The organism is Mesorhizobium sp. M7A.F.Ca.ET.027.03.2.1, assembly GCF_003999175.1.
Taxonomy (GTDB): domain Bacteria; phylum Pseudomonadota; class Alphaproteobacteria; order Rhizobiales; family Rhizobiaceae; genus Mesorhizobium.
The window spans coordinates 1-23,928 of the sequence record NZ_RZOM01000003.1 but is presented as its reverse complement, the minus strand read 5'-3'; the positions used below and the strand labels follow the sequence as shown (position 1 = coordinate 23,928).

25 protein-coding genes and 1 tRNA gene are annotated in these 23,928 nt (G+C 61.1%); 16 read left to right on the top strand and 10 right to left on the bottom strand.

Annotated features, from left to right (window positions below; all coding sequences use genetic code 11):
• The 5 genes from EN750_RS00400 to EN750_RS00380 all read left to right on the top strand — a co-directional run.
• On the top strand, window positions 1-709 hold a 709-nt coding region (locus tag EN750_RS00400; protein ID WP_127395283.1), incomplete at its 5' end, for a dimethylarginine dimethylaminohydrolase family protein.
• A 238-nt stretch (window positions 710-947) separates the two neighbouring features.
• Complete coding sequence (locus EN750_RS00395; RefSeq protein WP_127395282.1) at window positions 948-2,387, top strand: FAD-binding oxidoreductase; 1,440 nt, start codon at window positions 948-950, stop codon at window positions 2,385-2,387.
• A gap of 228 nt (window positions 2,388-2,615) precedes the next feature.
• A complete protein-coding gene (locus EN750_RS00390; RefSeq protein ID WP_127395281.1) occupies window positions 2,616-4,769 on the top strand; it encodes a penicillin-binding protein 1A in 2,154 nt (717 codons plus the stop codon).
• Between the two features lie 205 nt (window positions 4,770-4,974).
• Window positions 4,975-5,559: a DUF1214 domain-containing protein gene (locus EN750_RS00385; RefSeq protein WP_127395280.1), complete on the top strand. Its 585-nt coding sequence runs from the start codon at window positions 4,975-4,977 to the stop codon at window positions 5,557-5,559.
• Window positions 5,552-6,121 (top strand): DUF1254 domain-containing protein, encoded by a 570-nt coding sequence (locus EN750_RS00380; protein ID WP_127271883.1) that lies wholly within the window; start codon window positions 5,552-5,554, stop codon window positions 6,119-6,121. Before EN750_RS00385 ends, EN750_RS00380 begins: the two co-directional genes overlap by 8 nt.
• Before the next feature lie 140 nt (window positions 6,122-6,261).
• On the opposite strand, the gene EN750_RS00375 is transcribed toward EN750_RS00380, so the two are convergent.
• On the bottom strand, window positions 6,262-6,450 hold the full coding sequence (locus EN750_RS00375) for a hypothetical protein (RefSeq protein ID WP_127321658.1): 189 nt from the start codon (window positions 6,448-6,450) through the stop codon (window positions 6,262-6,264).
• A gap of 188 nt (window positions 6,451-6,638) precedes the next feature.
• Here EN750_RS00375 and EN750_RS00370 point away from each other — a divergent pair, with 188 nt between their 5' ends.
• Entirely contained in the window at window positions 6,639-7,676 is a 1,038-nt protein-coding gene (locus EN750_RS00370) for a hypothetical protein (RefSeq protein WP_127327193.1), read from the top strand.
• Here EN750_RS00370 and EN750_RS00365 read toward each other — a convergent pair.
• The 3 genes from EN750_RS00365 to EN750_RS00355 all read right to left on the bottom strand — a co-directional run bounded on the left by EN750_RS00365 (window position 7,654) and on the right by EN750_RS00355 (window position 10,717).
• Complete coding sequence (locus tag EN750_RS00365; RefSeq protein ID WP_127268163.1) at window positions 7,654-8,001, bottom strand: DUF1491 family protein; 348 nt, start codon at window positions 7,999-8,001, stop codon at window positions 7,654-7,656. The genes EN750_RS00370 and EN750_RS00365 overlap by 23 nt on opposite strands.
• A 213-nt stretch (window positions 8,002-8,214) precedes the next feature.
• The gene (locus EN750_RS00360) at window positions 8,215-9,012 is read right to left on the bottom strand and encodes a peptidoglycan-binding protein (protein ID WP_127268164.1); all 798 of its coding nucleotides are present in this window, start codon (window positions 9,010-9,012) and stop codon (window positions 8,215-8,217) included.
• A complete protein-coding gene (locus tag EN750_RS00355) occupies window positions 8,987-10,717 on the bottom strand; it encodes a PAS domain-containing sensor histidine kinase (RefSeq protein WP_127395279.1) in 1,731 nt (576 codons plus the stop codon). The genes EN750_RS00360 and EN750_RS00355 overlap by 26 nt, the downstream gene beginning before the upstream one ends.
• Window positions 10,718-11,253: 536 nt before the next feature.
• Between EN750_RS00355 and EN750_RS00350 the strand changes: the two genes are divergently transcribed.
• Window positions 11,254-11,607, top strand: a complete 354-nt coding sequence (locus EN750_RS00350) for a DUF5330 domain-containing protein (RefSeq protein ID WP_027035810.1) — start codon at window positions 11,254-11,256, stop codon at window positions 11,605-11,607.
• Window positions 11,608-11,708: 101 nt separating this feature from the next.
• Window positions 11,709-12,137: a SufE family protein gene (locus EN750_RS00345; RefSeq protein ID WP_127395284.1), complete on the top strand. Its 429-nt coding sequence runs from the start codon at window positions 11,709-11,711 to the stop codon at window positions 12,135-12,137.
• 167 nt (window positions 12,138-12,304) lie between these two features.
• Here EN750_RS00345 and EN750_RS00340 read toward each other — a convergent pair whose 3' ends face one another.
• Both EN750_RS00340 and EN750_RS00335 read right to left on the bottom strand, forming a co-directional pair.
• Entirely contained in the window at window positions 12,305-12,730 is a 426-nt protein-coding gene (locus EN750_RS00340) for a MucR family transcriptional regulator (RefSeq protein WP_013532660.1), read from the bottom strand.
• Window positions 12,731-13,173: 443 nt separating this feature from the next.
• Window positions 13,174-13,542: an SH3 domain-containing protein gene (locus EN750_RS00335; RefSeq protein WP_127268166.1), complete on the bottom strand. Its 369-nt coding sequence runs from the start codon at window positions 13,540-13,542 to the stop codon at window positions 13,174-13,176.
• A 163-nt stretch (window positions 13,543-13,705) separates the two neighbouring features.
• Here EN750_RS00335 and EN750_RS00330 point away from each other — a divergent pair, with 163 nt between their 5' ends.
• The 3 genes from EN750_RS00330 (at window position 13,706) to EN750_RS00320 (ending at window position 17,013) form a co-directional block, all read left to right on the top strand.
• Entirely contained in the window at window positions 13,706-15,829 is a 2,124-nt protein-coding gene (locus EN750_RS00330) for a S9 family peptidase (RefSeq protein WP_127395278.1), read from the top strand.
• Window positions 15,826-16,452, top strand: coding sequence for a LysE family translocator (locus EN750_RS00325; RefSeq protein ID WP_127395277.1), 627 nt, complete (start codon window positions 15,826-15,828; stop codon window positions 16,450-16,452). The genes EN750_RS00330 and EN750_RS00325 overlap by 4 nt, the downstream gene beginning before the upstream one ends.
• A 156-nt stretch (window positions 16,453-16,608) precedes the next feature.
• Entirely contained in the window at window positions 16,609-17,013 is a 405-nt protein-coding gene (locus EN750_RS00320) for an SET domain-containing protein-lysine N-methyltransferase (RefSeq protein WP_127321379.1), read from the top strand.
• On the opposite strand, the gene EN750_RS00315 is transcribed toward EN750_RS00320, so the two are convergent.
• From EN750_RS00315 to EN750_RS00300, 4 genes are all read right to left on the bottom strand, one after another.
• On the bottom strand, window positions 17,010-17,960 hold the full coding sequence (locus EN750_RS00315; protein WP_127395276.1) for a cytochrome c: 951 nt from the start codon (window positions 17,958-17,960) through the stop codon (window positions 17,010-17,012). The two genes, EN750_RS00320 and EN750_RS00315, sit on opposite strands and share 4 nt — an antisense overlap.
• Window positions 17,961-17,969: 9 nt before the next feature.
• On the bottom strand, window positions 17,970-18,407 hold the full coding sequence (locus tag EN750_RS00310) for a cytochrome c (protein WP_127269954.1): 438 nt from the start codon (window positions 18,405-18,407) through the stop codon (window positions 17,970-17,972).
• Window positions 18,408-18,564: 157 nt separating this feature from the next.
• A complete protein-coding gene (locus EN750_RS00305) occupies window positions 18,565-19,164 on the bottom strand; it encodes a superoxide dismutase (RefSeq protein WP_013532667.1) in 600 nt (199 codons plus the stop codon).
• 106 nt (window positions 19,165-19,270) lie between these two features.
• Window positions 19,271-20,149 (bottom strand): branched-chain amino acid aminotransferase, encoded by an 879-nt coding sequence (locus EN750_RS00300; RefSeq protein ID WP_127269956.1) that lies wholly within the window; start codon window positions 20,147-20,149, stop codon window positions 19,271-19,273.
• 157 nt (window positions 20,150-20,306) lie between these two features.
• On the opposite strand from EN750_RS00300, the gene EN750_RS00295 reads away from it, so the two are divergent.
• The 5 genes from EN750_RS00295 (at window position 20,307) to EN750_RS39195 (ending at window position 23,846) form a co-directional block, all read left to right on the top strand.
• Window positions 20,307-20,969 (top strand): haloacid dehalogenase type II, encoded by a 663-nt coding sequence (locus EN750_RS00295; RefSeq protein ID WP_127395275.1) that lies wholly within the window; start codon window positions 20,307-20,309, stop codon window positions 20,967-20,969.
• A gap of 170 nt (window positions 20,970-21,139) precedes the next feature.
• Window positions 21,140-21,964 carry a L,D-transpeptidase gene (locus tag EN750_RS00290; protein ID WP_127269960.1) on the top strand — a complete coding sequence of 275 codons (825 nt, stop codon included), beginning with the start codon at window positions 21,140-21,142 and terminating at the stop codon, window positions 21,962-21,964.
• Between the two features lie 549 nt (window positions 21,965-22,513).
• The gene (locus EN750_RS00285; RefSeq protein WP_127395274.1) at window positions 22,514-23,452 is read left to right on the top strand and encodes a hypothetical protein; all 939 of its coding nucleotides are present in this window, start codon (window positions 22,514-22,516) and stop codon (window positions 23,450-23,452) included.
• Window positions 23,430-23,714 (top strand): hypothetical protein, encoded by a 285-nt coding sequence (locus EN750_RS00280; protein ID WP_145967352.1) that lies wholly within the window; start codon window positions 23,430-23,432, stop codon window positions 23,712-23,714. Before EN750_RS00285 ends, EN750_RS00280 begins: the two co-directional genes overlap by 23 nt.
• A gap of 33 nt (window positions 23,715-23,747) precedes the next feature.
• Window positions 23,748-23,846 (top strand) — tRNA-OTHER (locus tag EN750_RS39195).
• Window positions 23,847-23,928: the final 82 nt, after the last annotated feature.

The following is a 23,928-nucleotide window of genomic DNA, read 5'->3' as shown; positions in this document are numbered from 1 at the left end:
GCACAAGGACCTGGTCGCCGCCTACGAGCATTTCGGCGTCAACATCCACTGGCACGAGCCGACGCCTGAGCTGCCGATGCAGGTCTATTCCCGCGATTCCAGCGTCATGACGCCCTACGGCGCCTTCATTACCGCCATGGCCAACTGGTGGCGGCGCGGCGAGAACTATGCCGCGATCCGCACCTACGAAAAGCTCGGCATCCCGATCTACGACATGGTCACCGCAGGCACGTTCGAGGGCGGTGACTTCAACGTCATCGAGGACGGCGTCGTGCTGATCGGCTGCGGCGGCGCGCGTACGCAGGAGGAAGGTGCGCGCCAGGTACAGGCCTGGTTCGACAAGGAGGGTTGGGAAACCCGCATCGCCTTCATCGACGAGTATTACGTTCATATCGACCTGATGGTGGTGCCGATCGCCGAGAAACTGACCGCTGTCTGCCTCGCCTGCACCGAACCCGGCATTGTCGACTGGTTGAAGGGCAAGGGCCACGAGATCATCGACGTGCCGTTCCAGGATACGATGGCGCTGGGCTGCAACTTCATGTCGCTGGGCAGGGACCGGGTGATCGCGCCGACCTCCAGCCAGGCGCTGATCGGTCAGCTCAAGGCGCGCGGCTTCGAGGTCGCGGCCGTCGACATGAGCGAGATCTCGAAGACCGGCGGCGGCATCCACTGCATGGCGCAGGCGCTGAAGCGCGAACCGGCCTGAGGGGTGGGATAGCGCTACGCTGCTTCGCTCACATTCGCATCAGCATGATCGGCATCCTGGCGGCCGAGGGTGCAAGGTCGCGCGCGCAAAACGGCTGAGATCGCCGGCTGGCGGCACCATGTGCCCGCTGGCGAGTCGCAACGCTGGCCGACGCGAAACTTGCGCGATAGCTAATATAAGCGCACAGTAAAAACGTCTTTTGGGAGAGGACAGCTCATCTGCAAATCGGGAGGAAACCATGAACACCATGAGCCTCACCACGCTTGAACGCGGAAAAACGACAATCGACGCCGCAGCCCTGGAAGCGTTTTCGGCACAATTGCGCGGCAAAGTGCTGAGCGAAGGCGATGCCGCGTACGACGAAGCACGGACCGTCTGGAATGCCACGGTCGACCGGCTGCCCGGGCTGATCGTGTGCTGCGTCGGCGCTTCCGATGTCGTCAGTGCCGTGAATTTCGCCAGGGAGAACAGGCTTCTCGTCTCCGTGCGCGGCGGCGGCCACAACATTGCCGGAAGTGCGGTCTGCGATGGTGGCCTGATGATTGATCTGTCATTGATGAAATCGGTGCGGGTCGATGTCGCTGCGCGGCGGGCATGGGTCGGGCCTGGCGCGACGCTTGCCGATGTCGACAAGGAAACGCAGGCCTTCGGGCTGGTGGTGCCGACCGGAATCAACTCGACCACCGGCATATCCGGCCTGACGCTGGGTGGTGGCTTCGGCTGGATCACCCGCAAATTCGGCCTGACCATCGACAATCTTGCCTCCGTCGATGTGGTCACCGCCGATGGCAAACTGCTCCGGGCCAGCCAGACTGAAAATCCCGATTTGTTCTGGGCGCTGCGCGGCGGCGGCGGCAATTTCGGCGTCGTCACGGCATTCGAATTCCATCTCCACGAGTTTGGACCGCAAGTGCTGGCAGGGCTTGTCGTCCATCCCTTCGCCGATGCCGAAAAGGTGCTGCGGGAGTATCGCAAGGCGCTCGAAACCGCTCCTGACGAGTTGACCTGCTGGGTAGTCATGCGGCAGGCGCCGCCGCTGCCCTTCCTGCCCGCGGAATGGCATGGCAAGGAGGTTCTGGTTCTGGCCATGTGCTATTGCGGCGACATCGAGGCAGGCGAAAAGGCGACGCAAAAACTTCGAGCCATCGGCACGCCGATTGCCGATGTCGTAGGCCCCAGCCCGTTCACCGGCTGGCAGCAGGCATTCGACCCCCTGCTCACGCCCGGCGCCCGCAACTACTGGAAGAGCCATGACTTCACCGAGTTTTCCGAGGAGGCGGCTGCGGTCGTCAGGGGGGCAATAGCCAAGCTGCCGGGACCCGAGTGCGAGATATTTATCGGCCATGTCGGCGGCGCGGCAGGTCGCGTCAAGGCGGACGCAACGGCGTTCCCACAGCGCAGTTCGCATTTCGTCATGAACGTTCACGCCCGCTGGCGCGAACCCACGATGGACAAGGCTTGCACCGACTGGGCTCGTTCAATCTACGAGGCGGCCAAACCTTATGCCGCCGGCACCGCCTATGTGAACTTCATGCCGGAGGACGAGGTCGACCGGGTCGAAGCGGCCTATGGTGGCAACCATCGACGGCTTCTGGAAATCAAGCAGCGCTACGACCCGCTGAACCTGTTCCGCATGAACCAGAATTTGCGTCCGAAAGAAAGCTTGCGAGCCGCATGAGACGCGCCGTGCTGCAGTGAAAAAGCTCACGCCTCCGCTGGAGGCGCGGGCACATGCTGTTGGCGCCGGGCTGTATTCTTGGGCCGGCCCATCAGCAACAAACCCAATACTGTGTCTTCGCCGCCCTTGTGAGTGCTGGAAAAATGGAGGAATAGTCTCCCGGAATGCATCGCCCTGAAATTGCCGGTTTGCGGTTCTCAGGTCGTGCAATTGCTAGCCGGATTCCGAATGGCCAGTCCCGAACCGCGCAAGAGAAGAGGTCCGATCGCCGCCCGGCTGCTGGCGCTCGATGCGTGGATCGATTCCTCGCTCTATGAGATCGGCTTCAAGGCGCGCCAGTTCTGGGAATCAGCGACGATCTTCTCGCGGCGCTTCCGCGTCAACGGCTGGCGCCGTGGCATCATCGAACTGTTGAGCGAAGGTTTCACGCTCGGCGCCGTCGGCATCGTGGTGATGCTGGCGCTGGCCATTCCGGCTTTCCAGGACACGGCTGGCGACTGGCGCGCCCAGGGCGACTTCGCCGTCACCTTCCTTGACCGCTATGGCAACGAGATCGGCCAGCGCGGCATCATCCAGCGCGATTCCGTGCCGGTCGACGAGATGCCCGATCACGTCATCAAGGCGGTGCTTGCCACCGAGGACCGTCGCTTCTTCGATCACTACGGCATCGATGTGCTCGGCCTGTCGCGCGCGATCTTCGAGAATGTGCGGGCGAACTCCGTCGTCCAGGGCGGATCGAGCATCACCCAGCAGTTGGCCAAGAACCTGTTCCTCACCAATGAGCGCACGCTGGAGCGCAAGATCAAGGAAGCCTTCCTGTCGCTGTGGCTCGAGGCCAATCTGTCGAAGAAGGAGATCCTGCAGCTCTATCTCGACCGCGCCTATATGGGCGGCGGCACGTTCGGCATCGAGGCTGCCGCCGACTTCTATTTCGGCAAGAGCGTCAAGGACCTGAACCTGGCCGAGGCGGCGATGCTGGCCGGCCTGTTCAAGGCGCCGACCAAATATGCGCCGCACATCAACCTGCCGGCGGCGCGCGCGCGCGCCAATGTGGTGCTGTCCAACCTTGTGGATGCCGGTTTCATGACCGAAGGCCAGGTTCTGCAGGCCAGGCTGCATCCGGCCGATGTCGTCGACCGCGGCGAACAGAAAAGCCCTGACTATTATCTCGACTGGGCGTTCGACGAGGTCAAGAAGATCGCCAAACCTGGCCAGCACTCGCTTCTCGCCCACACCACCTTTGACGCCAACATCCAGAAGGCGGCGGAAGAATCGGTGGAGTTCCACCTGCGCCAGTTCGGCAAGGAGTACAACGTCACCGAAGGTGCCGTCGTCGTCATCGAGACCAACGGCGCCGTGCGCGCCATCGTCGGCGGCCGCGACTATGGCGCCAGCCAGTTCAACCGCGCCACCAAGGCGCTGCGCCAGACCGGCTCGTCATTCAAGCCCTATGTCTACGCAACCGCGATGGAACACGGCTTCACCCCCAACTCCATCATTTCCGGCGGCCCGATCAGCTGGGGCAGTTGGTCGCCGCACAATTACAACGGCGGATCGGCCGGCAACGTCACGTTGATCATGGCAATGGCCAAGTCGATCAACACCGTGCCGGTGCGGCTGGCCAAGGATCATCTCGGCATCGGCCCGATCAAGGCCATGGCCGAGGCGATGGGCGTGGAATCGCCGATCGAAGCACATAAGACGATGGTGCTCGGCACCTCGAGCATGACGGTGATGGACCAGGCGACGGGCTACAGCGTGTTCGCCGACAACGGCTTCGTCGGCTCCCGGCACGGCATCAGCCAACTCGTCACCCGGACCGGCGAGGTGGTCTATGATTTCGCCAAGGACGCGCCGCCGCCACACCGGGCGCTGTCCGAGCAGGCGCTCAAATCGATGAACACCATGCTGGCGGCAGTGCCGGTGATGGGTACGGCGCGGCGAGCCCAACTTCCCAACATCGTCGTCGCCGGCAAGACAGGCACCACGCAGTCCTACCGCGACGCCTGGTTTGTTGGCTTCACCGGCAACTACACGGCGGCGGTATGGATGGGCAATGACGACTTCACGCCGACCAAGAACATGACCGGTGGCTCACTGCCGGCGATGGTGTGGCAGCGACTGATGGTCTACGCGCACCAGAACATCGACCTCAAGCCGATCCCTGGCATCGACAAGCCCTTCGTCGATGAGGAGATCGCCGCCAAGGCCGAGGAAGCACAGAAGAAGAGCGACGATCAGGCGGCGGCCGATGCAGCCGCCGAACGGCCGCCGGTGCTGTCCAGCCGCACGACCCAGACGCTGCGGGACATGACCACGCTGTTCCAGTCGGCGCCCGTCCTCAGTACGCCGCAACTGCCGGAGACGCTGTCGGCGCTGTGATTGGCGCCGAGACAGTTGAGGGGTGATGGCCGGATCACCGCCATTGCCAAGCTGGAACACCCCTCATCCGACCGAGCTTCGCTCGGCCACCTTCTCCCGCAAGGGGAGAAGGGAGAGCCGTCTGCAATTCTACGTCGGCCCGCTTGCCACAAGGCCCCACGCCGCGATATCCCCGAGCGGCAACTCTTCGTGTTCCCGGCCCCTCATGCTCAAAACTGCCTTCCTGACGCTGCTTTCGCTTGCCATAGCCATCGTCGGCGGTGGCGGCAGCGTCTGGTATGCGCTGAAAATCCAGGATGGCGTCGGCGCCATCAGGATCGGCCAATGGACGGCCTTTCCCGATATCGGCACACCGGCCGCCGATCCCTATTCCAAGGCCCGCGTGGCGCGCGAGGGTGTGCTTGCGCTCGGCCGCGCCGAGGGGCTGTCCTTCGTCGCCGAGCGAGACGCGGCCGGCGCCGAGCTCAAGCGCGAATGCACCTACACAATCGAGGGTGATTTTCCGACGGCACGGTTCTGGACGCTTTATGCCGCCGACCAGTCGCTCGGCGTGGTCGAAACCGGCCAACCCCGGCTGGCGGCGCTGCAATCCTACGGGGTGGTGCGCCAGCCCGACAATTCGGTGATCATTTCAGCCGGCCATCACCCGATGCCGGGCAATTGGCTGCTGACAGACGGCTTCGGCAGGATGTATTTCGTGCTGACCTTCTACGACACGCCAATCGCCAGCAGCACCGGCCTGTCGGACGTCTCGCTGCCGCATATCGTCAAGGTCGGCTGCAATGCGTAGTTTTTACGCTGCGATGCGCGGACTTCTGCATGCCGTCCTGCTCGGTCTGCTCGGCGCCGGCATCGTGCACATCGCCGTGCTGCTGCTGGTGCCCGAGTTTTCCGAACGCGATGCCTGGTCGCGGCTGTCCATGGCGTCGGATCTGTACAAGATGACGCGGCTCGATGCCGAGGCCGGTGGCGCGCCCGTGGTGAAATCCGTCGACCCGCTGTTTTACGCGACGGCCTGCCGGTTCGATCTGGGCGAAGGCATGGTCCGCGTCAAGGCACCTGGGCATGTCCCGTTCTGGTCGGTGTCGGTCTATGACCGCAGCGGCCACAACATCTATTCCTTCAACGACCACACAGCGACCGGCGGCGTTCTGGATGCCGTCGTGCTGACGCCGGCGCAGATGATCGACGTGCGCAAGGATCTTCCCGAGGATCTTCAAGGAGCGATCTTCGTCGAAGCGCCGATCGAGGAAGGCATCTTCGTCATCCGCGCCTTCGTGCCCGACAGCAGCTGGAAGCCGATCGTGTCGCGCTTCTTCGAACAGAGTTCCTGCGAGTTGCAGGACTTCTAAAGCGTGTCGCGTCTGAACGGATTCAGACGACCCGCTTTGGATCTTTGTTTTTATGCATGTCGTTCTCCCAAAACCGAGGTCACTTTTGGGCGACATGCACTAGACATGACCCCGGACCAAAGGTCCGTGGCCGCCGAAACTCAGTGGTGCGGGACCGGTTTTGTTCCTGGCGAGCCCGGCTTGTCGGGATCGATCGGCCGCACTTCGCCGGCATGCGGCCGCTCGTAACGGATGCCGGGAAAGATGATCACCGCCGCCGGCATTTCGGCGGTTTGCTTTACTCTGGTGTTTGGTGCCGTACGCGGCACGAAAGACAGTACCATGCCCATGGTTCGCGCATTCCTCTCGGTTTCCCCGGAGCACAACGCAACGCCTCCAAATGTCATTAAGGCCGGCAGAGGGTTAACGGAACGCTAACGGATCGTCGCTAACTTGAACTTTGTTCTTGGCACTCTCGGAACCGGCACGGTCCCGGTCGAGCGTCGTCAAGGTTGTGTCGAGTACGGGCGTATCCTTCGTGTCATCTTCGGACTTCAGGCAAATCGCGGTGCGAAAAGACTCGGGAAAGGCCGAAAGGCTGTTCCGAGCCGCGGTGTCGGCGTTCTGTTCGCTCACCCGCCCATCACGCCGCGAGATCGGTCAACTCGAAGACCTGACGCTGCCGCTGTTCAATGACGTGTCCGTCGAATCTCGCCGTTACGTGGCAGCCGCCCTTTCCGAATGCGAATACGCTCCCGCCGCCCTGGTGCGCCGCCTTTGCGAGGAACCGGTCGACATTGCCGCGCCGCTGCTCATCCGCTCACGCGCCGTCAGCGACATCGATCTCATCGCGCTGATCGGGCGACATGGCCTGCCGCATGCGCGTGCCATCGCGCGCCGCAAGGGTTTGAACCCGACCATCGCTGATCTGATCAGGGCCCTCGAGAGGCCAACCCTGGTGCGCGCGCCGCAACCGGATGCGAATGCCGCCGCGGCAGACAAGATCGCGCCAGCGAGCACGGAAACCGCCTCTGACGAGCCCGCCCGGGAACAGGCACTCGGCATCGCGGCTGAGAATGCACGGCGCAGGCTGCGCTCGATGATGCGCACGGGCGACGAGGCGGCAGCGACGAACGCCGATCCTTTCAAGGGCGCCGACATCTATGTGAAATTGCGCGAGACAGCGCTGACGGGAAACGCCGCGTTCTTCCAGACCGCGCTCGCCGATGCACTCGATATCGATTTCGAGATCGCGCGATCGCTCACCGCCAACCAGAATTATGCCTCGCTGCTTGCCGCCTTGCGCTCGCTCGACCTCAGCGAAGACAGGGCCTTCCTGATCACGGTTGCCGTCTATCCCAACCAGTTCCCGCATCCGCAGGCTATCCGCACGTTCCTCGACCGTTACCGGCTGCTGCATCGTGAAGCGGCCCAGGACAAGATGCGGTCGTGGCGGGCGGAAGCCCTTTCAAGGGTGGTTCGCGGCGCAGCACCTGCCAACGGCGATACACGCACCGCCTCGAACAGCGACGATGCGGCGGCTTCGTCCGGCCTCAGGGCGTCTTCACGGAAATAAGCTCCTCGACGGGCACGGTGCCGGCCTCGATCTCGACCACCCAGATATCGGGATCGAATTTTTTCTCCCTTTCCAGCCTGGCGTCGAGCACTGTGGCATCCTCGCCGGTTCCGAGCTGAGTGAAAAACCGGTCGTCGGGCTTGGCCGAATCATAGCTTGTCTGCGGCGCCGGCCCGAACAGGGCAACCTCACCCAGCCTGCCCCGCGCCAGCACGAACACAGCGCCGGCCTCGGTCGCGCCGCGCTTGACCACGGCGGCAAATCCCCCGGCGCCGAAAACCCGGCGCAACAGGGCCGAGACCCACAGATCCGATGTGACGCGCATGAGAGAGCTCCGCGAATGCATGTCGCCTCGGTTTGGGACACGACATGCAGGCAAACAAGGCAAGCGGGTTCTCTAAAGTAGTTTGCCGTTTCAAGGAAACGGCAAACTACTTTAACCCTTGTTTGACGCGATTCCGGACGGAAAACCGTTTCACACTTTCCTGGAATTGCTTTGTCGATATTTCCGCCGCTGGCCGAGCCGTCGTTTCAGCCGTCAGTTGGTCAGGCCGATCTCGCGCATCTTGACGTAGACGATCTCATCGGGCTCGCCGGTCTGCGGCAGCCCGAACAGCGACTGGAATTCCTTGATCGCCGCCTTGGTGCGCGCGCCGACGACACCATCCAGCTGCATGTCGTCATTGCCGAACGCCTTGAGCCCGGCCTGGATCTTGACGATGCGGGCATCGGGCGCTTGCGTCTCGGCATCCGCCTGCCCGGAATTTGTCTGTCCTGAACCTGTCTGCAAAGACACCGGAACGGCGGCCGGCATATCCGGGCGCGGCTGCGGCCTGGGTACGACGGAAGCGGTTTTCGGCGTCGCGCCCAGTTGATCGAGCAGAAGCGCGTCGATCTCGCCGGACGCGTTGAGCCCGACCTTCTGCTGATAGTCCTGGATGGCCTTGCGGGTGTTGGGTCCGGAAATGCCGTCGACCGTTCCCGAATAGAAATCAAGATCCTTCAATATGCCTTGCACCTGCTCGACAACCGGATCGCCCTTGATCGGTGCCGGCGCGCCGGATGGCCGCACGATGTTGAACGTCGTTTCCGGCTCGTCGGGCGCCGCGTGCGGAAAGCCCGCAATGCTGCGGGTCGCGAAGAATGCGCCGGCATGCGGGAAAGGCTGGTACCACAAGGCATTTGCGGAGACGTAGAACAGCGTCACCAGGAATGCCGTCGAGCCGCCCACCAGGACAGGGTTGCGCGAGATCATTCCGCCGACGGCGACAGCGCCGTCCTGAAAGGCGTTGCTGCGGCGCTTGACCGCCTTAGCCTGTTTTGCGGAGCGAGCCATTTCTGTCCCCTTTCGCCATCGCTACAGGCATGGTCAGCACGCCGGCCTTCTCCGCCTGATGTCCCTTCGGTCCGTTCACCGGCAGGCTGATGGTCACCGTGGTGCCCTCGCCCGGCATGCTTTCGATGGACATCGTGCCTTCGTGCAGCGCCACAAGGCCCTTGACCAGTGAAAGGCCAAGACCAGTCCCCTCGAAACGGCGGGTATAGTCGTTCTGGATCTGCATGAAGGGCTTGCCGAGATTGGCGAAATCCTCCTCGGCGATGCCGATGCCGGTATCCCTGACCCAGAAATGGAGGCGCGAACCGATCCGCTTGGCACCGACGACGACGTCGCCGCCGTCGGGGGTGAACTTGATCGCATTGGAGACCAGGTTGATCAGCATCTGCTGCACGGCGCGCTGGTCGGCATTGATGTCGCCGGCGTCCGGCGCGATCTGCGCCCGCAGATCGATGTTCTTGGCCTGCGCCTGCAGCTGCATCATCGACTGGCACATGTCGACCGCTTCCGCGAACCGGAACGGCTCCGGCTCGGTCGCATAAACGCCCGATTCAATCCTGGACACGTCGAGTATCGAGGTTACGACGGCGAGCAGATGCTGGCCCGAATCCCTCACCAGCCCGACATATTCCTTCTGGCGCGGATCCTTGAAGCCGCCGAACATCTCATGCAGCAGCATATCCGAGAAGCCGATGATGGCATTCAACGGCGTGCGCAGTTCGTGGCTGACCACCGCCAGGAAGCGCCCCTTCGCCACTTCGGCGGATGCGGCCGCCTCATTGGCCGCCGCGAGATCCTCGCGCAACCGGGCGATCTCGTCATTCTCGCGCAGGACGAGCGTAAAGACGTCACCCTGTTCTTCACCGCGCACCAGATCAAGCGAGAACGGGCGGTAATTGTCGGCCGTCAGGCTATTGCCGTTCTGAGGCAGGCGGATGCGCAATTCGAGCCGGCGCGACAGCGCACCGTCGCGCATGTCGGCCATTGCGCTGAGATAGGAAACGCGATCCGACAGATGGACGCGATCGAAGAGGCCGTTTCCAGACAGCAGTTCGGGCGGCAGTTTCAAAAGCGTGCGCGCTTTCGGCGACGCGTCCAGGACCTCGCCATGGCGGGCGACCCGCAAGACCACCGCATCGATGATGTCTTCGAGCCGGTCGGCAGTGTCGACCACAGCCGCGTCGGCGGTGTTCTGAAACGCCGATGCACGCGGCATCAGCGTAAGCGCCCACGCCAACGGCACCAGCCAGTGCCACGCCGCAATCTGCGCTCCTGCGAACGGAAATACGGTTCCAGCCAAAGGCTGAGCCAGGATGGCGACAGCGGCCGACACGGCTCCCCACAGTGCTGCACGTCGCGAGCCGCCGATCCACCAGGCTTCGAAAGGCAGCGCCAGGACAAGCATGGCGACAGGCGAACTCAGCCCGCCCGCGGCGGCAATGAGACTGCCGAGAGAAATGCCGGCCAGCATCAGGGCGAGCCCACTCGCTATCGCCATCTTGCCGGTCGCCGCCACCAGCAAGGCGACGAACCAGCACAGGCCAAAGGCGGCGAAGATGGCGGCCATGGTGACGGCAACGCCCATGCCTGAAGTGACCAGGGTGACCGCGGCGCCGGCGGCAAAGAAAGGAGCGGCGAGCATGACGCCGATGAAACGGCGCTGGCGCTCGCGGTCGCTCCGCCCAAGGATGGACGGATGGACCATACGTTCGCAACCGGCGGAAATCGCGCCAGGCAATTCAACGTATCTGGCCTTGATTAAACTCAACTCAACGCACTCGCACTTGTCGTGGACAGCTCTGCTTTGCAGATGGTTCTGGTTGGCTTTGAAACTCGCATCCAGCGTTTAAGGAATGGATAAGGCAGGGCCGACCAAGGCCCTGGCCTGCGGCAAATATCGGGATGCCGGCCGCCGAAAGCACGGGCAAATGCAGCCATAGTAAACGGAGAGTTATCCGGCGACGGCACCTATCGGACAGGCGCACACGGCACCCGGACTTCCACATTCCAAGAAAAATACAGGAAAATCATGGGGATGTATGGTTATTTGTTGTTAAGGAAAATCACTGGCAATTGAGACAAATCGATCGCAGAACGCTTCGTTTCGAATTTGCCTAAAATTTGAGGAAAATTCTCTCTTTGCCCGCAAGCCGTCCTTTGCGCCTGTGTGCCAAGATCCTGCCTACAAAAGAGGTCATGCCATATGGATGCATGATCCGGTCACGACGAGAGGGCAAGGGCATGGTCTTCCTCATAAGAATGGCTTTCTGGTTTTCGCTGGTGCTGCTGGCGCTGCCGCTGGCTGTCGGCCCCGATGAATCGGGCCGCGAAAGCGTCGGGCCGATCCAGGCCTTGTTTGCGGCACGCGAAGCGGTTGGCGATATCGCCGGCATTTGCGAACGCAAGCCCGATGTCTGCGAGACTGGCAAGTCGGCAATGCACACCATCACCGCCCGCGCCAAGGAGACCGCCAAGATCGCGGCAGCGATGATGGACGACAAGTCCGCCGCCGGCCCCGACACGTCGACGATGACCGGCAGCCTGCCCGAAGAAATCGTCTTGCCCGAGACCGTCAACCTGCCGCCTCAGAATTAAGCCGTTTCGACGGCGCACCGCGGGCTGTCTGCCCTCTCGACGCCCGCGGTGTCCTTGTTTTTTCCGTGACGCGGCGCCGCCGCGTGACTATATCCGGCATTATGACCACCACGATCCAGACGATCCGCGACGATTTTTCGTTCCTCGAGGAATGGGAAGACCGCTATCGCTATGTCATCGAACTCGGCGAGGCGCTGCCGCCATTTCCCGACGAGCAGCGCAGCGCCGCCAACAAGGTGCCGGGATGCGTCAGTCAGGTCTGGTTGACCACCGAACGCGGGGCTGGAGCCGACCCAGTCATCACCTTCACGGGCGATTCGGACGCTCACATCGTGCGTGGACTGGTTGCGATCATACTTGCGCTGTTTTCCGGCAGGACCGCCAGCGAAATCCAGCAGACCGATGCGGAAGCGACAGCGAAAGAACTCGGCCTCGACGAACATCTGTCGCCGCAGCGCGCCAACGGCCTTCGCTCGATGGTCAAGCGCATCAAGCGCGACGCCGAGGCAGCGCTCAAGCAGACCGCCTGACACCTTCATACCGGATCCGCGCCTCGCGGCGCAAAAATCAAACGGCGCCCGAAGGCGCCGTTGATGTCGATCCGATCTGGCTTATTTTGACGCAATTCCCAAGGGAGAGCTCTATGCGCTTTCCCGGGAAAACCGTTTCACTTTTTCTTGAATTGCTCTGGCAGCGATTACCGCGCTTTGCGCTTGCGGCCGAGGCCCATCTTCTTGGCAAGCTGTGACCGGGCAGCCGCATAGTTGGGTGCAACCATCGGATAGGTCGGGTCAAGGTTCCACTTTTCGCGATACTGGTCCGGTGTCAGGTCATAGTGGGTCATCAAATGGCGCTTCAGCGACTTGAACTTCTTGCCGTCTTCAAGGCAGACGATGTAGTCGTCATGAACCGACCGCTTCGGGTTGACCGCCGGCTTCTGCTTGTCGGCAGGCGGCTGTTCGGCGGTTCCGCCCACACGCCCGAGCGCAGCATGGACATCGGATATCAGGTTCGGCAATTCGCCGACCGGCACGGGATTGTTACTGACATAGGCGGCCACCACATCGGCGGTCAATTCGATCAGCGCATCGCTGTTTCTGGAAGGTGTTTCGACAATATCCATGGTCTTCGGGCCCCAACAAGAGTTACATCGATCTGCGCCCTTTTTTACAAGCAGGGCATCGCACGAATTTTGTGCAGGTAGAGTTTCTACGATTCGTGTCGCGGGCACATCAATGAGCGCCCAGACCAAGTAAGTCAATTCGGCCCTTACGCTATATTGAACGATATTGATCAATTATTCCGCGATCAGCTTCAATCTTTCGTGCATTGTGTAATTTATCGATATTTCGCGCGCTCGCCGGCAACGGCTGACGCAACGTCAGCTCGCCGTTACATTCGCGGCATCTCACGAAATGGGTTTTAATGTTTGATTTTGCTTAGCTATCGTCGGGCAATATTGGTTGTTCATATTTGTCCGCAAAACCACAGGTTGCCGTGGTCATACGCAAGCAATCAGGCGACATGCCTGTCATCCGGCGGATCGGCTGATTGCTGCCGGATCAATCAATGCGGCGTGATGTATTTGCCATACGCCCAGCCGGTGACGAATTTGCCGTTCTGGGCCGGATCATGCCAGACTTCGCACCAGCGAAAACGAATCTTTTGTTCCTGCTTCCATGCCGGCTGGTTGGCGATGTCGAGCAGGTTTATTCCGCCGGTGCATCGCCCGGTCATCTGCAGAACGGTCCCGTTCGGATATGCGGCCTGCTTCTGGGATGCGCCCGAAGGGTATTTGCGCACATTGAGCGTGTCGCCGAACGGCACATTGGCCACTTGCCAAGCCGCGAATACGGTCGCATGAGACTGGCCGGCAAAGGCCAGAGTTAGTGAAGCAACGGCGAAAGCCGCAGCAGTCCGAGACCAAATAGTCATCATCTCTCCTCCCGGCTCATCTCCTGGAGCCGACACAATCCATACGCTCCGGCTCTTGAACCTGCCCTGATCGGCGTGTTCATTCGCCGTTCAAGATATTCTCCATTCGAGATGGTCCATTCAAGATACTGGCCCATTGAAGATACTGGCAAAGCGAGACGCAATGACCAAGACATCCATATTTCCGATCGTCAGCCCGCCAACGCCCGAGAAGCGGCCGGTTTCCGACACGCATCATGGCATCACGCGAACCGACGACTATGCCTGGCTGCGGGCCGACAACTGGCAGGAAATGTTTCGCGACCCGTCATTGCTCGATACCGGGATCCGCGCAGAACTCGAGGCGGAGAATGCCTACCAGTCAAAGCTGATGGCCGACACGGTCGAACTGCAAAAGCAGCTTTTCAAGGAGATGAAGGGCCGTATCAAGGAAGACGATTCTTCCGTGCCGATGAAGGATGGGCCCTATGCCTATGGCTCGTCCTTCAAACTTGGTGGCGAGCAGCCGCGCTATTTCCGCATGCCGCGAGACGGCGGTGCCGAGCATATCCTGCTCGATGGTGACGCGGAGGCCGCGGGCAAGGCCTATTTCCGTCTTGGCGGCGTCGACCATTCGGCCGACCACGCAAGGCTGCTGTGGGCATTCGACGACAAGGGCTCCGAATTCTACACGCTTCGCGTGCGTGACCTTGCCGACGGCAGGGAACTTGCGGACCAGATCCCCGACACCGGCGGTTCAGGTGTCTGGAACGCCGGCAATGACGGCTTCTTCTATACACGTCTCGATCCCAACCACCGCCCGTCGAAGGTGCTGTTCCATGCGCTTGGCGACAGCCCGCAAAGCGACCGGCTGATCTATGAGGAAACCGATCCCGGCTTCTTCATGAATGTCGACGGCACCCGCAACAACGAGTGGATCATGATCGGCATCAACGATCACGAGACCTCGGAATACCGCCTGATGCGCGCCGACGATCCGTTTGCCGAACCGAAACTGGTGTCGCAGCGCGAGATTGGCCTTCAGTACGAGTTGGAAGAAGGCGGCGATATCTTCTTCATCCTGACCAATGCCGACGGCGCCAAGGACTTCAAGATCATGACGGCACCAGCGGGCGATCCCGTGCGCGCCAACTGGCAGGAACTGGTGCCGCACGAGCCCGGCCGGCTGATCCTGTCGGTGATCGGCTTCAGGGACCACATGGTTCGGCTCGAACGCAAGGAAGGCCTGCCGCGCATTGTGGTGCGCGACCGCACCAGCGGCGAGGAGCATCTTCTGTCCCTCGACGAGGAGGCCTTCTCGCTCGGCCTGTCGGGTTCCTATGAGTACGACACCGAGATCATGCGCTTTTCCTACTCGTCGATGACGACGCCGGCCCAGGTGTTCGACTACAATATGCGCACCCGCGAGCGGGTATTGCTGAAGACCCAGGAAGTGCCGTCCGGCCATGATGCGGACCACTATGTCACGCGGCGGCTGATGGCGCCGGCCAGCGATGGCGAACTGGTGCCGATCTCGCTTTTGCACCATCGCGACACGCCGCTGGACGGATCCGCACCTTGCCTGCTTTACGGCTACGGCTCCTATGGCATCACCGTGCCCGCCGCCTTCAACACCAACTGGTTCTCGCTGGTCGACCGTGGCTTCGTCTTCGCCATCGCCCACGTTCGCGGCGGCAAGGACAAGGGCTATGGCTGGTACGATGACGGCAAGCGGGAGCACAAGATGAACACGTTCACCGATTTCATCGCCGTCGCGCGCCATCTGGTGACGGAGCGTTACACGGCGCATGACCGTATCGTCGCCCAGGGCGGTTCGGCCGGCGGCATGCTGATGGGTGCCGTCGCCAACATGGCGCCGGATTGTTTTGGCGGCATCGTCGCCGAGGTTCCCTTCATCGATGTCCTCACCACCATGCTCGATGCGACCCTGCCGCTGACGCCGCCGGAATGGCCCGAATGGGGCAACCCGATCGCGTCCGCCGACGACTACCGGACCATTGCCGCCTACTCGCCCTATGACAATGTCGCTGATCACGACTATCCGCCGATCCTGGCGCTGGCCGGTCTCACCGATCCGCGCGTCACCTATTGGGAACCGGCCAAATGGGTGGCCCGGCTGCGCGACCGCAAGAGCGGGGACAATCCGGTTCTGTTCAAGATCAACATGGATTCCGGCCATGCCGGTGCCTCCGGCCGGTTTTCGCGGCTGGAGGAGATCGCCTACACCTATTCCTTCGCGCTGAAGGTGATGGGTAAGGCGCAGCCTACGGGAGAAATCGACCGATGATCGATCTCGCTACACTGATTGCTTATGTCGCGGTTGTGCTCGGCTTCGTCTTCATCCCCGGCCCGGCCACGCTCTTTACCATAGCGCGGGCAACGAGTTCCGGAACCAAGGTTGGCATCGCGACCGGCGCCGGGATCGCTGTCGGCGACATCTTTCACACCGTCATGGCCATGATCGGCATATCGGCGATCATCGCCGCATCGGCGACGCTGTTCAGCGTCATAAAGTACATCGGCGCGGCCTACCTGGTTTATCTCGGCATTCGCGCGATCATGGAGAAAACACCAGGCGGCCCGGCTGCCGGCGCGCTTGCGATCTCTGCCGGGAAGGCGTTTCGACAGGCTGTCCTGACCGAAGTGCTCAACCCCAAGACCGCTCTGTTCTTCCTTGCCTTCCTGCCTCAGTTCGTGCGGCCTGAAAACGGGACGGTGATGCTTCAGATGACCGTGTTGGGGGCCATCTTCGTCGTACTGGGCCTTTTCAGCACGGTCGTCTTTGCCGTGAGCGCTGGCCGGCTCGGCACGTTCCTGCGCCGAAATCCGTCGGTGTTACGTTGGCAGGGCAAAGTTGTCGGCGGCATCTACTGCGCTTTGGGCGTCCGTCTGGCGCTGCAGCAACGCTGACTCCAGACGATGATCGACGCGCCTTCCGAAGAGGCTGCGTGATCAGGGTTTTTTAAGTTCCCGTTGCTCATTTTCACTCGCAATTGCGATGACCGCGCGCTACCCAGTGCGCGGTTTTTCCCGGCCCGACAGCCTCCAATCGCGTAAAGGTCCATTATGCTGCTCGTCGACGTCTATCTCGACAAATCGCCTATCCAGGGAATCGGCGTCTTTGCCAAGAACCACATTCCTCGCGGCACTCTGATCTGGAAGCTGGACCCAAGGTTCGATCGGCTCATCGAGGTCGAGACTTATGAACGTGCGGCCGGTCCGGTGAAGAGCTATCTCGATCGCTACTCCTATCCCGACCGCCGCGATCCGAACTACATCGTCTTCGAAGCCGACGACGCGCGCTACATGAACCATGCCGACGAGCCGAACTGCGACGTCTCCTCACCGGAGGAGAGCTTTGCGCTGCGCGACATCGCGCCTGGCGAAGAGCTGACCTGCAACTACAACCATTTCTTCGAGACGGGTTTCGATTTTCTCGGCGACCGCCACCTGTCTGAAGACTCGGTCTAGTTTGCCGTCTTCTTGCGGGCCGGATAGCCGTTTGGATGCGCCGGTATCGCCTTCAGATAGGCGGCGATGGCCGCACGGTCCTGCGGCGTCAGTTCGGCCATGTTCCGTTGGACATCGACCATGGCGCCGCCGACCGAATCGAAATCGGGCGTGAAGCCGGTTTCGAGATAGTTGGCGATATCGGCCTCCGACCAGTCGGCGAGACCGCCCTCGCCCGATGTGATGTTCGGCACGATGCCATTGCCTTCGGCGGCCACGGCGCCCGCCATCCACTCGTTCTTCTTCGTGCCGCCCGCAGGATCGCGCGGCGTGTGGCATTCGCCGCAATGGCCCGGACCCTCGACCAGGTAGCGGCCTGCCATCACCGGATCAGGCGTGCCTTCGGGGAAGGCAACAACCGGCTGATCGCTGAGATAGAGCAATTTCCACAGGCCGATGCCGCGGCGGATATTGAAGGGGAAATCGAGCGAATTGCCCGCTGCCTTGCCGGCGACGGCCGGCAACGTCTTCAAGAAGGCATAGAGATCGCCAATGTCAGCCGGATTCATGCGCGCGTAGGATGCGTAGGGAAACGCCGGATAGAAATGCTCACCAGACGGCGACACGCCCTTCAGCATGGCATTGGCGAGGTCCTCGACAGACCATGCGCCGATACCGTCCCTGGGATCTTGCGAAATGTTGGGCGGCACGAAGGTTCCGAACGGCGTCTTGAGTTCAAGGCCCCCCACGAGTTGAAGCCGGGCGTCGCCCTGTGAGCCCGGCTTTGCATGGCAGGATGTGCAACCGCCGGCATAAAAGATGCGCTTGCCCCTGGCTGCGTCACCAGGACCGAGCTTGGCCAGGGTTTCCCTGTCGAGCCTCACCGGCGCCGACAGGACCCACCCGGCAACCGCGCCGACGCCGCCCAGAATGACGACGGCGCCGACAAGTTTCTTCAGCCATGCCATGGCTGGTGATCAGCCCTTCTTGATTCTGTAGCCTTGATGGCAGGTGCCGCAATCCGAGCCGATAGCGCCGACTTGCGCCTTCAGCGCGTCGGCATCGGCGGGAGCCGCAGCGACCGCGGCCTTCACGTCTGCGAGATATTTGTCCTCGGCTGCGTTGAAGCCAGCCATGTCTTGCCAGATCTTCGGCGAGGCCGTGGTGTCGCCGGTGTCGCTGCCGGCCGGAAACAGCGCATCGGCATCAAATTTTTCCGCATTCGCCTGCAACGCCTGAAGTTGCGTCAGCACAGCCGCGGCATCAAAGGGCTCCTCGCCCTTGACAACTTTCGACAGGCCGCCGACGATCTTTCCACGTTCCTTCATCAGTGCCTGCCGGTCGAGGACCGGGTCGGCAAAAGCCGCCGAGGCCGCGAGTGCGAGCATAGAGATGGCGATAACAAGCTTTCTCATTCAATTGGCTCCATGATGAAGGCATTTCGGGACAGGACGTTAACGGATGCCGCAGGAGGAAAATTCCCTCCCCGGACGACTTTTGCCAGATCTTTGCTTTTTATGGGACACTGAAAAAGAAAAGCCCCGGGTGATACCGGGGCTTCCTGGAAATCGATCACTTCGCCTTTTCGTACAATTCAAGGACATGGTCCCAGTTGATCAGGCTGTCGACGAACGCCTCGAGATATTTCGGCCGGGCGTTGCGATAGTCGATGTAATAGGAATGCTCCCAGACATCGACGCCGAGGATCGGCGACGCGCCATGGACGAGCGGGTTCTCGCCGTTCGGCGTCTTCGAGATCGCCAGCTTGCCATCCTTGACGGAAACCCAGGCCCAGCCGGAACCGAACTGGGTCGTGCCGGCGGCAATGAAGTCGGCCTTGAACTTGTCATAGCCACCGAGATCGCTATCAACTGCCTTCTGCAGGGCGCCCGGCAGCTTGTTGCCGCCGCCGCCTTTCTTCATCCACTTCCAGAAATGGATATGGTTGTAGTGCTGGGCGGCATTGTTGAAGAGGCCGGCATTCTTGCCGAACGACTGCTTGACCACCTCTTCGACCGACAGATCACCCAAGCCTGCCTCGGCGGCGAGCTTGTTTCCGTTATCGACATACGCCTTGTGGTGCTTGTCGTGGTGATATTCCAGCGTCTCTTTCGACATGTAAGGCTGCAAGGCCTCATAGTCGTAAGGCAGAGCGGGCAATTCAAAGGCCATGGATAGTACTCCCTCGTGGAAAAATCCGGTGTCGATACCGGAGTAAGATAGGTCTGGAATGGATTGGGACAACTCCGGATGAAGCGTCGGTCGCCTTTTTATCCGCTCAAGCAGCGGAAGTCGAATGCGCCCAATCCCAATAGAGTTCGCGCGCCTTTTTGGCCACCGGCCCGGGTTGCAGATTGCGATCCTCGATACGCGTGACCGGCACGACCTTGGAATGGTTCCCGGTCGAAAAAATCTCGTCCGCTTCGAGGAAATCGCGCACCGACAGCGTCTTTTCCGTGGTCTTGAACCCATACTCGCCAAGCAGCGTTATCGTGCGCGAGCGGGTGATGCCGGACAGGAAGGTGCCGTTCGGCGCCGGTGTAAAGACATGACCGTCCTTGACCAGGAAGATGTTCGAGGTCCCGGTCTCGGCAACGTTGCCCAGCATGTCGAGCACCATTGCGTTGTCGAAGCCGCGCATCTTGGCTTCGAGGATGGCCCGACCGTTGTTGGGGTAAAGGCAGCCGGCCTTGGCGTTGGTCGGCATGGTTTCGATGGTCGGACGCCGGAACGGCGACACGGTCACCGAAAAGCCAGTCGCCGGAATCATCGGCGATTCATAGAGGCAAAGGCAAAAGCGGGTAGACGCCGGATCGGCCGGGACGCCCATATAGCCGCCATGCTCGGCCCAGTACATCGGCCTGATATAGACCGCCGTCTTGCCGTCGAACTTCTTCAACCCGTCCCATGTCAGCCCGACGATCTTGTCGGCGCTCATGTTCGGCTTCAGGCCGAGTGCGATCGCCGAAGAATTCACCCTGGCGGCATGGAGGTCGAGATCCGGCGCCACGCCTTCGAACCAGCGGCCACCGTCGAACACGCTGGTGCCGAGCCACATGGCGTGGCTGCGCGGCCCCAGAATGGCGACGTTGCCCTCGTGCCAATCACCATCGACGAAAGTCCATGTCGCGGATTGCGCCGCCGCCGCCAGTGTCATCGTGTGGTCCCGCCTCGATCAGTCTCGTGTGACGGCCATTGGAAGATGCTTTGGCGGGCGCCGTCAACCGGCATCATGGAGTTTTGTTGAGGCCAGTGCCGGGGCGCAATGCAATCAAAGCTTGCACCTTGTCGCACCTGCCCTCAAAACTGTTGTCATGCAATACGCCGCCTATGTCTTCGACGCCTATGGCACGCTGTTCGACGTGCATGCCGCCGTGCGTCGTCATGCCGACCGGATCGGGCCGGACGGCCAATTGTTGTCCGAGATCTGGCGCGCCAAGCAGCTCGAATATTCCTGGGTGCGCACGCTGATGGGCGCCTATGCCGATTTCTGGCAACTGACCGAACAGGCGCTCGATTTCGCCTTGCGCAAGGTTCCCTCGGCCGACCCCGGTCTCAAGGCGATATTGCTGGATGCCTACTGGCGGCTGGATTGCTATCCGGAAGTGCCGGCCGTGCTCAAGGCGCTCAAGGCTTCGGGAGCGAGGCTGGCGATCCTGTCCAACGGCTCGCCCGAAATGCTGCAGGCGGCGGTCAAATCCGCCGCGCTCGACCAGGTTCTGGATGACATCTATTCCGTCGATAGGGTGCGGCGCTTCAAGACCGACCCGGCGGTCTACGATATGGTCGCCATCGGCTGGCGCCTCTACCCCGGCGCGGTTTCCTTTCAGTCGTCCAATCGCTGGGACATTGCAGGCGCCACCAAATTCGGTTTTCGCACGGTGTGGATCAACCGCTCCAACCAGCCCGAAGAATACCGGGATTTCCCACCGGCCCTTATCCTGCCGTCGCTCGAAGCCCTTGTGCCCGGCAGCTAGGAAACCTGTGTCTCTGGCGCCACAGTAGCAGCCTGGTCACAGCTTCGCCTTTGTTTGCCCACGTTCGGGCCAGAATCGGAACCGCCTATCGTCCCAGGTGTTGTCAGGCACCCGCGCAACTGTCGGCGAATTCACGTTTTGTTGCGATTTGAGACTTAAAGAAGGCAACCATGTCCATTACCGAAATCGAATCTTTTCGCCTGAGCCGTCGCGGCTTTCTCAACGCCGCAGCCCTGGGCGCCGCTTCGATCGCGGTTTCCGCATGCGCTACCACCGGGCCGGGTCCGGTCGAGCCGCCGCCACCAACCTATGTCGAGCCGCCTCTGGCCGATTATGTGACGATGTACGCCGCTGTCAGCGACGGCGGCTTCGACTTGCCGGCCATCCCCGTCGACAAGATCGATCCGCAGTTCCTGCGTCAGATCGTTCCCGACCCGACGGGACAGAAGCCGGGAACCATAGTCGTCGATACCACCGGCCACTTCCTTTATCTGGTTCGTCCAGGCGGTCAGGCGATACGCTACGGTGTCGGCCTTGGCCGCGCCGGCTTCGAATGGTCTGGCGACGCCGTCGTTCAGTGGAAGCAGAAATGGCCGAAGTGGACGCCGCCGGATGAAATGATCGCCCGTCAGCCGGAATTGAAGCCATATAGCGCCGACAATGGCGGCATGCCCGGCGGCCTGAAGAACCCGCTCGGCGCACGCGCGCTCTATCTGTTCCAGGGCAATGTCGACACGCTCTATCGTCTGCACGGCTCGCCTGAGTGGCGGTCGATCGGCAAGTCGGTCTCGTCAGGCTGCGTGCGTCTGATGAACCAGGACATTATCGACCTCTATGATCGCGTGCCCTCGAAGACTCCGGTTGTCGTGACCAGCGACGCCAGCCAACCCATGGTGGCGACGGCCAACCGACAGGCGATTCCGATCGACGCCGGCGTGCCGGACGGATCGGTGCTGCTTGGACCGGTCAAGGCGATCACGAATTCAATCTTCTAAAGCTGTGGCGGGCGAGGCGAAGGTTTGCCAACTGCGGTTCATCTGCCTCAGCGGGCCAATATATCAAGATCTCAAGTCCGGCGCTTTGTGCCGGGCATGGGCTTCTGACAGGTGGCAAACGCCCGGATGACAGCTGTTGATCCGAAGAGATCTATGTCTTGCGCGCAGCGAGTGGACGCTTTGCGCCTCATCTTAGCCGTAGCGATCGGCGTGGCCCAAACCTGAAAGCGGTCGTCATCGGCGGTGACGCTGGAAGGCACGGAAGTGCCCTTCGCGATCGACCGCCCAAGAAAATCGGCTATAACTCTTGCTACCTCCATAATGGCCTTCTGTGACTGTTCGTTCGCGAAGATGGTCGGAGGTGCTGAAAAAACTGGGCCGCCGTGGATGCCGAGAAGCAGTCACCTAATATTTGCATTTCGTAGAATCTGGAATCTGGGTAGTAGAAGATGGAGGTCATCTCACCTGGGCTGGATCTAGTGTAATGGACACCGAGCTTCTCGAGCTTCTGCCGTTCATCGACACGGGGAAACCATCCCCGCGGATGTAATGCTGCGGCTGTTGAATGGCGTGGACCGTACTGGCGGCGAACCCCGGCGACGTGCGGCAAACGAGATCCTAGGCGGTGCGGGCGATTACCTCCCTGGGCGGGGTTATCTCTCCGACTTCATTTCTGGAAAGCTGTCACAGATAGAAGCGGTGGCGATCATCTCCAGCAGGAAGAAATATCTGGAAAGGATGCGGTGTCTACTGCCAAGCATCCTCAAAATCCTTGGTGTCCGCGAAGGGCGCAACCTCAACTCCATAATGCTGCGGATCGACGATTGCTGCCATGACTTTCCGATCGTCGCAAAATCAGCCCATGAGAAAAAAGTCAGGAAGGCAATTCGGACGGATGTCGCTCAAATCAGAGATTTGGCGCAAAAACTGCGGGCGGTCGTGGAGAAAGCGGAAAGGCATATTAATCACGAGCTTGAGCAGCACGTCGCGATCCTGAAGGACGAGCAACAGGGGGCACCTAGCTGGAGATCGGGTGTCGAGGTGGTCAACCAACAACTTGATTGGCTGAGGGTCGCTGCCGACATCGCGCTCTATCGCGACGATGTTGGGGAAAATGGATTCTATGTCGGCGACAACAAGGCCAAGACGCATATCGTTGAATGCGCATACGACATGGCGATCAGGTATGGGCTGCCAGCTTTCGTCACCACACCGGGTTCGGATTTTTCGTTCTTATGTGTGTTGCTGTTTGAGCTTGCAGGCGGCGGGCAACACGCCAGCTTAGCCGGCGCCATCAGTAAGTTTTCCCGAAGCGCTCTTCGCAAAAAACTGGATTCCGATGCAGAAGAATCGCGGCAGGAAAACAGCGACGATTATTTGAAACCGCATGAGGAAGATAATTTCCTCTACGTTCACAAGGGAGATCGAGGAACTGACGGGCGAAGCTCGCTTCTGGAAGGTGATGATGGAAAGCCGTACGTGGGATGATACCGCCAAGTATCATCTCAGCCGGAGGCTCATCGCTGTTTTGGAAGACATCCGGGGCGCCAATCAGCGCCATGGCCCACACCGGGTCTGGAGTGATCCGATCGACGAAGTTGAGCTTGCGCGCTTTTTCCTCCAAGACCGAGAAAGGGACGCAACGCTGCTCCAATTGGAAATTGAGACCGGCAGGAAGCAGCGGTCAGTTGATCTCATTTTGGCCAAGCGCCAAAAACCGGATCAACACGGCGGCGGGAAACCGCGGTAGAGAGAGTCCATGTTCGGCACGCCGGGCACATCACGCAGCGTAGCTCAACAGGATAGAGTCCCCGCTTTCTACTACCACCGCAAAAACGCGGTGGCAGGCGGGAAGCTGCAGGTTCAACTCCTGCCGCTGCGTCGATCACCGCGCGGAAAGCGTAAAGTGTTTGGCTACCTGAGCTTGTTTGTTCTGGAGGCACCTCCCTGAGCGTGTCCAGAAG

Coding starts and splice junctions, on each gene's coding strand:
- EN750_RS00395 (WP_127395282.1), top strand. CDS start 948: ATGAACACCATGAGCCTCACCACGCTTGAACGCGGAAAAACGACAATC.
- EN750_RS00390 (WP_127395281.1), top strand. CDS start 2,616: ATGGCCAGTCCCGAACCGCGCAAGAGAAGAGGTCCGATCGCCGCCCGG.
- EN750_RS00385 (WP_127395280.1), top strand. CDS start 4,975: ATGCTCAAAACTGCCTTCCTGACGCTGCTTTCGCTTGCCATAGCCATC.
- EN750_RS00380 (WP_127271883.1), top strand. CDS start 5,552: ATGCGTAGTTTTTACGCTGCGATGCGCGGACTTCTGCATGCCGTCCTG.
- EN750_RS00375 (WP_127321658.1), bottom strand. CDS start 6,450: ATGGGCATGGTACTGTCTTTCGTGCCGCGTACGGCACCAAACACCAGA.
- EN750_RS00365 (WP_127268163.1), bottom strand. CDS start 8,001: ATGCGCGTCACATCGGATCTGTGGGTCTCGGCCCTGTTGCGCCGGGTT.
- EN750_RS00360 (WP_127268164.1), bottom strand. CDS start 9,012: ATGGCTCGCTCCGCAAAACAGGCTAAGGCGGTCAAGCGCCGCAGCAAC.
- EN750_RS00355 (WP_127395279.1), bottom strand. CDS start 10,717: ATGGTCCATCCGTCCATCCTTGGGCGGAGCGACCGCGAGCGCCAGCGC.
- EN750_RS00350 (WP_027035810.1), top strand. CDS start 11,254: ATGGTCTTCCTCATAAGAATGGCTTTCTGGTTTTCGCTGGTGCTGCTG.
- EN750_RS00345 (WP_127395284.1), top strand. CDS start 11,709: ATGACCACCACGATCCAGACGATCCGCGACGATTTTTCGTTCCTCGAG.
- EN750_RS00340 (WP_013532660.1), bottom strand. CDS start 12,730: ATGGATATTGTCGAAACACCTTCCAGAAACAGCGATGCGCTGATCGAA.
- EN750_RS00335 (WP_127268166.1), bottom strand. CDS start 13,542: ATGACTATTTGGTCTCGGACTGCTGCGGCTTTCGCCGTTGCTTCACTA.
- EN750_RS00330 (WP_127395278.1), top strand. CDS start 13,706: ATGACCAAGACATCCATATTTCCGATCGTCAGCCCGCCAACGCCCGAG.
- EN750_RS00325 (WP_127395277.1), top strand. CDS start 15,826: ATGATCGATCTCGCTACACTGATTGCTTATGTCGCGGTTGTGCTCGGC.
- EN750_RS00320 (WP_127321379.1), top strand. CDS start 16,609: ATGCTGCTCGTCGACGTCTATCTCGACAAATCGCCTATCCAGGGAATC.
- EN750_RS00315 (WP_127395276.1), bottom strand. CDS start 17,960: ATGGCATGGCTGAAGAAACTTGTCGGCGCCGTCGTCATTCTGGGCGGC.
- EN750_RS00310 (WP_127269954.1), bottom strand. CDS start 18,407: ATGAGAAAGCTTGTTATCGCCATCTCTATGCTCGCACTCGCGGCCTCG.
- EN750_RS00305 (WP_013532667.1), bottom strand. CDS start 19,164: ATGGCCTTTGAATTGCCCGCTCTGCCTTACGACTATGAGGCCTTGCAG.
- EN750_RS00300 (WP_127269956.1), bottom strand. CDS start 20,149: ATGACACTGGCGGCGGCGGCGCAATCCGCGACATGGACTTTCGTCGAT.
- EN750_RS00295 (WP_127395275.1), top strand. CDS start 20,307: ATGCAATACGCCGCCTATGTCTTCGACGCCTATGGCACGCTGTTCGAC.
- EN750_RS00290 (WP_127269960.1), top strand. CDS start 21,140: ATGTCCATTACCGAAATCGAATCTTTTCGCCTGAGCCGTCGCGGCTTT.
- EN750_RS00285 (WP_127395274.1), top strand. CDS start 22,514: ATGCTGCGGCTGTTGAATGGCGTGGACCGTACTGGCGGCGAACCCCGG.
- EN750_RS00280 (WP_145967352.1), top strand. CDS start 23,430: ATGGAAAGCCGTACGTGGGATGATACCGCCAAGTATCATCTCAGCCGG.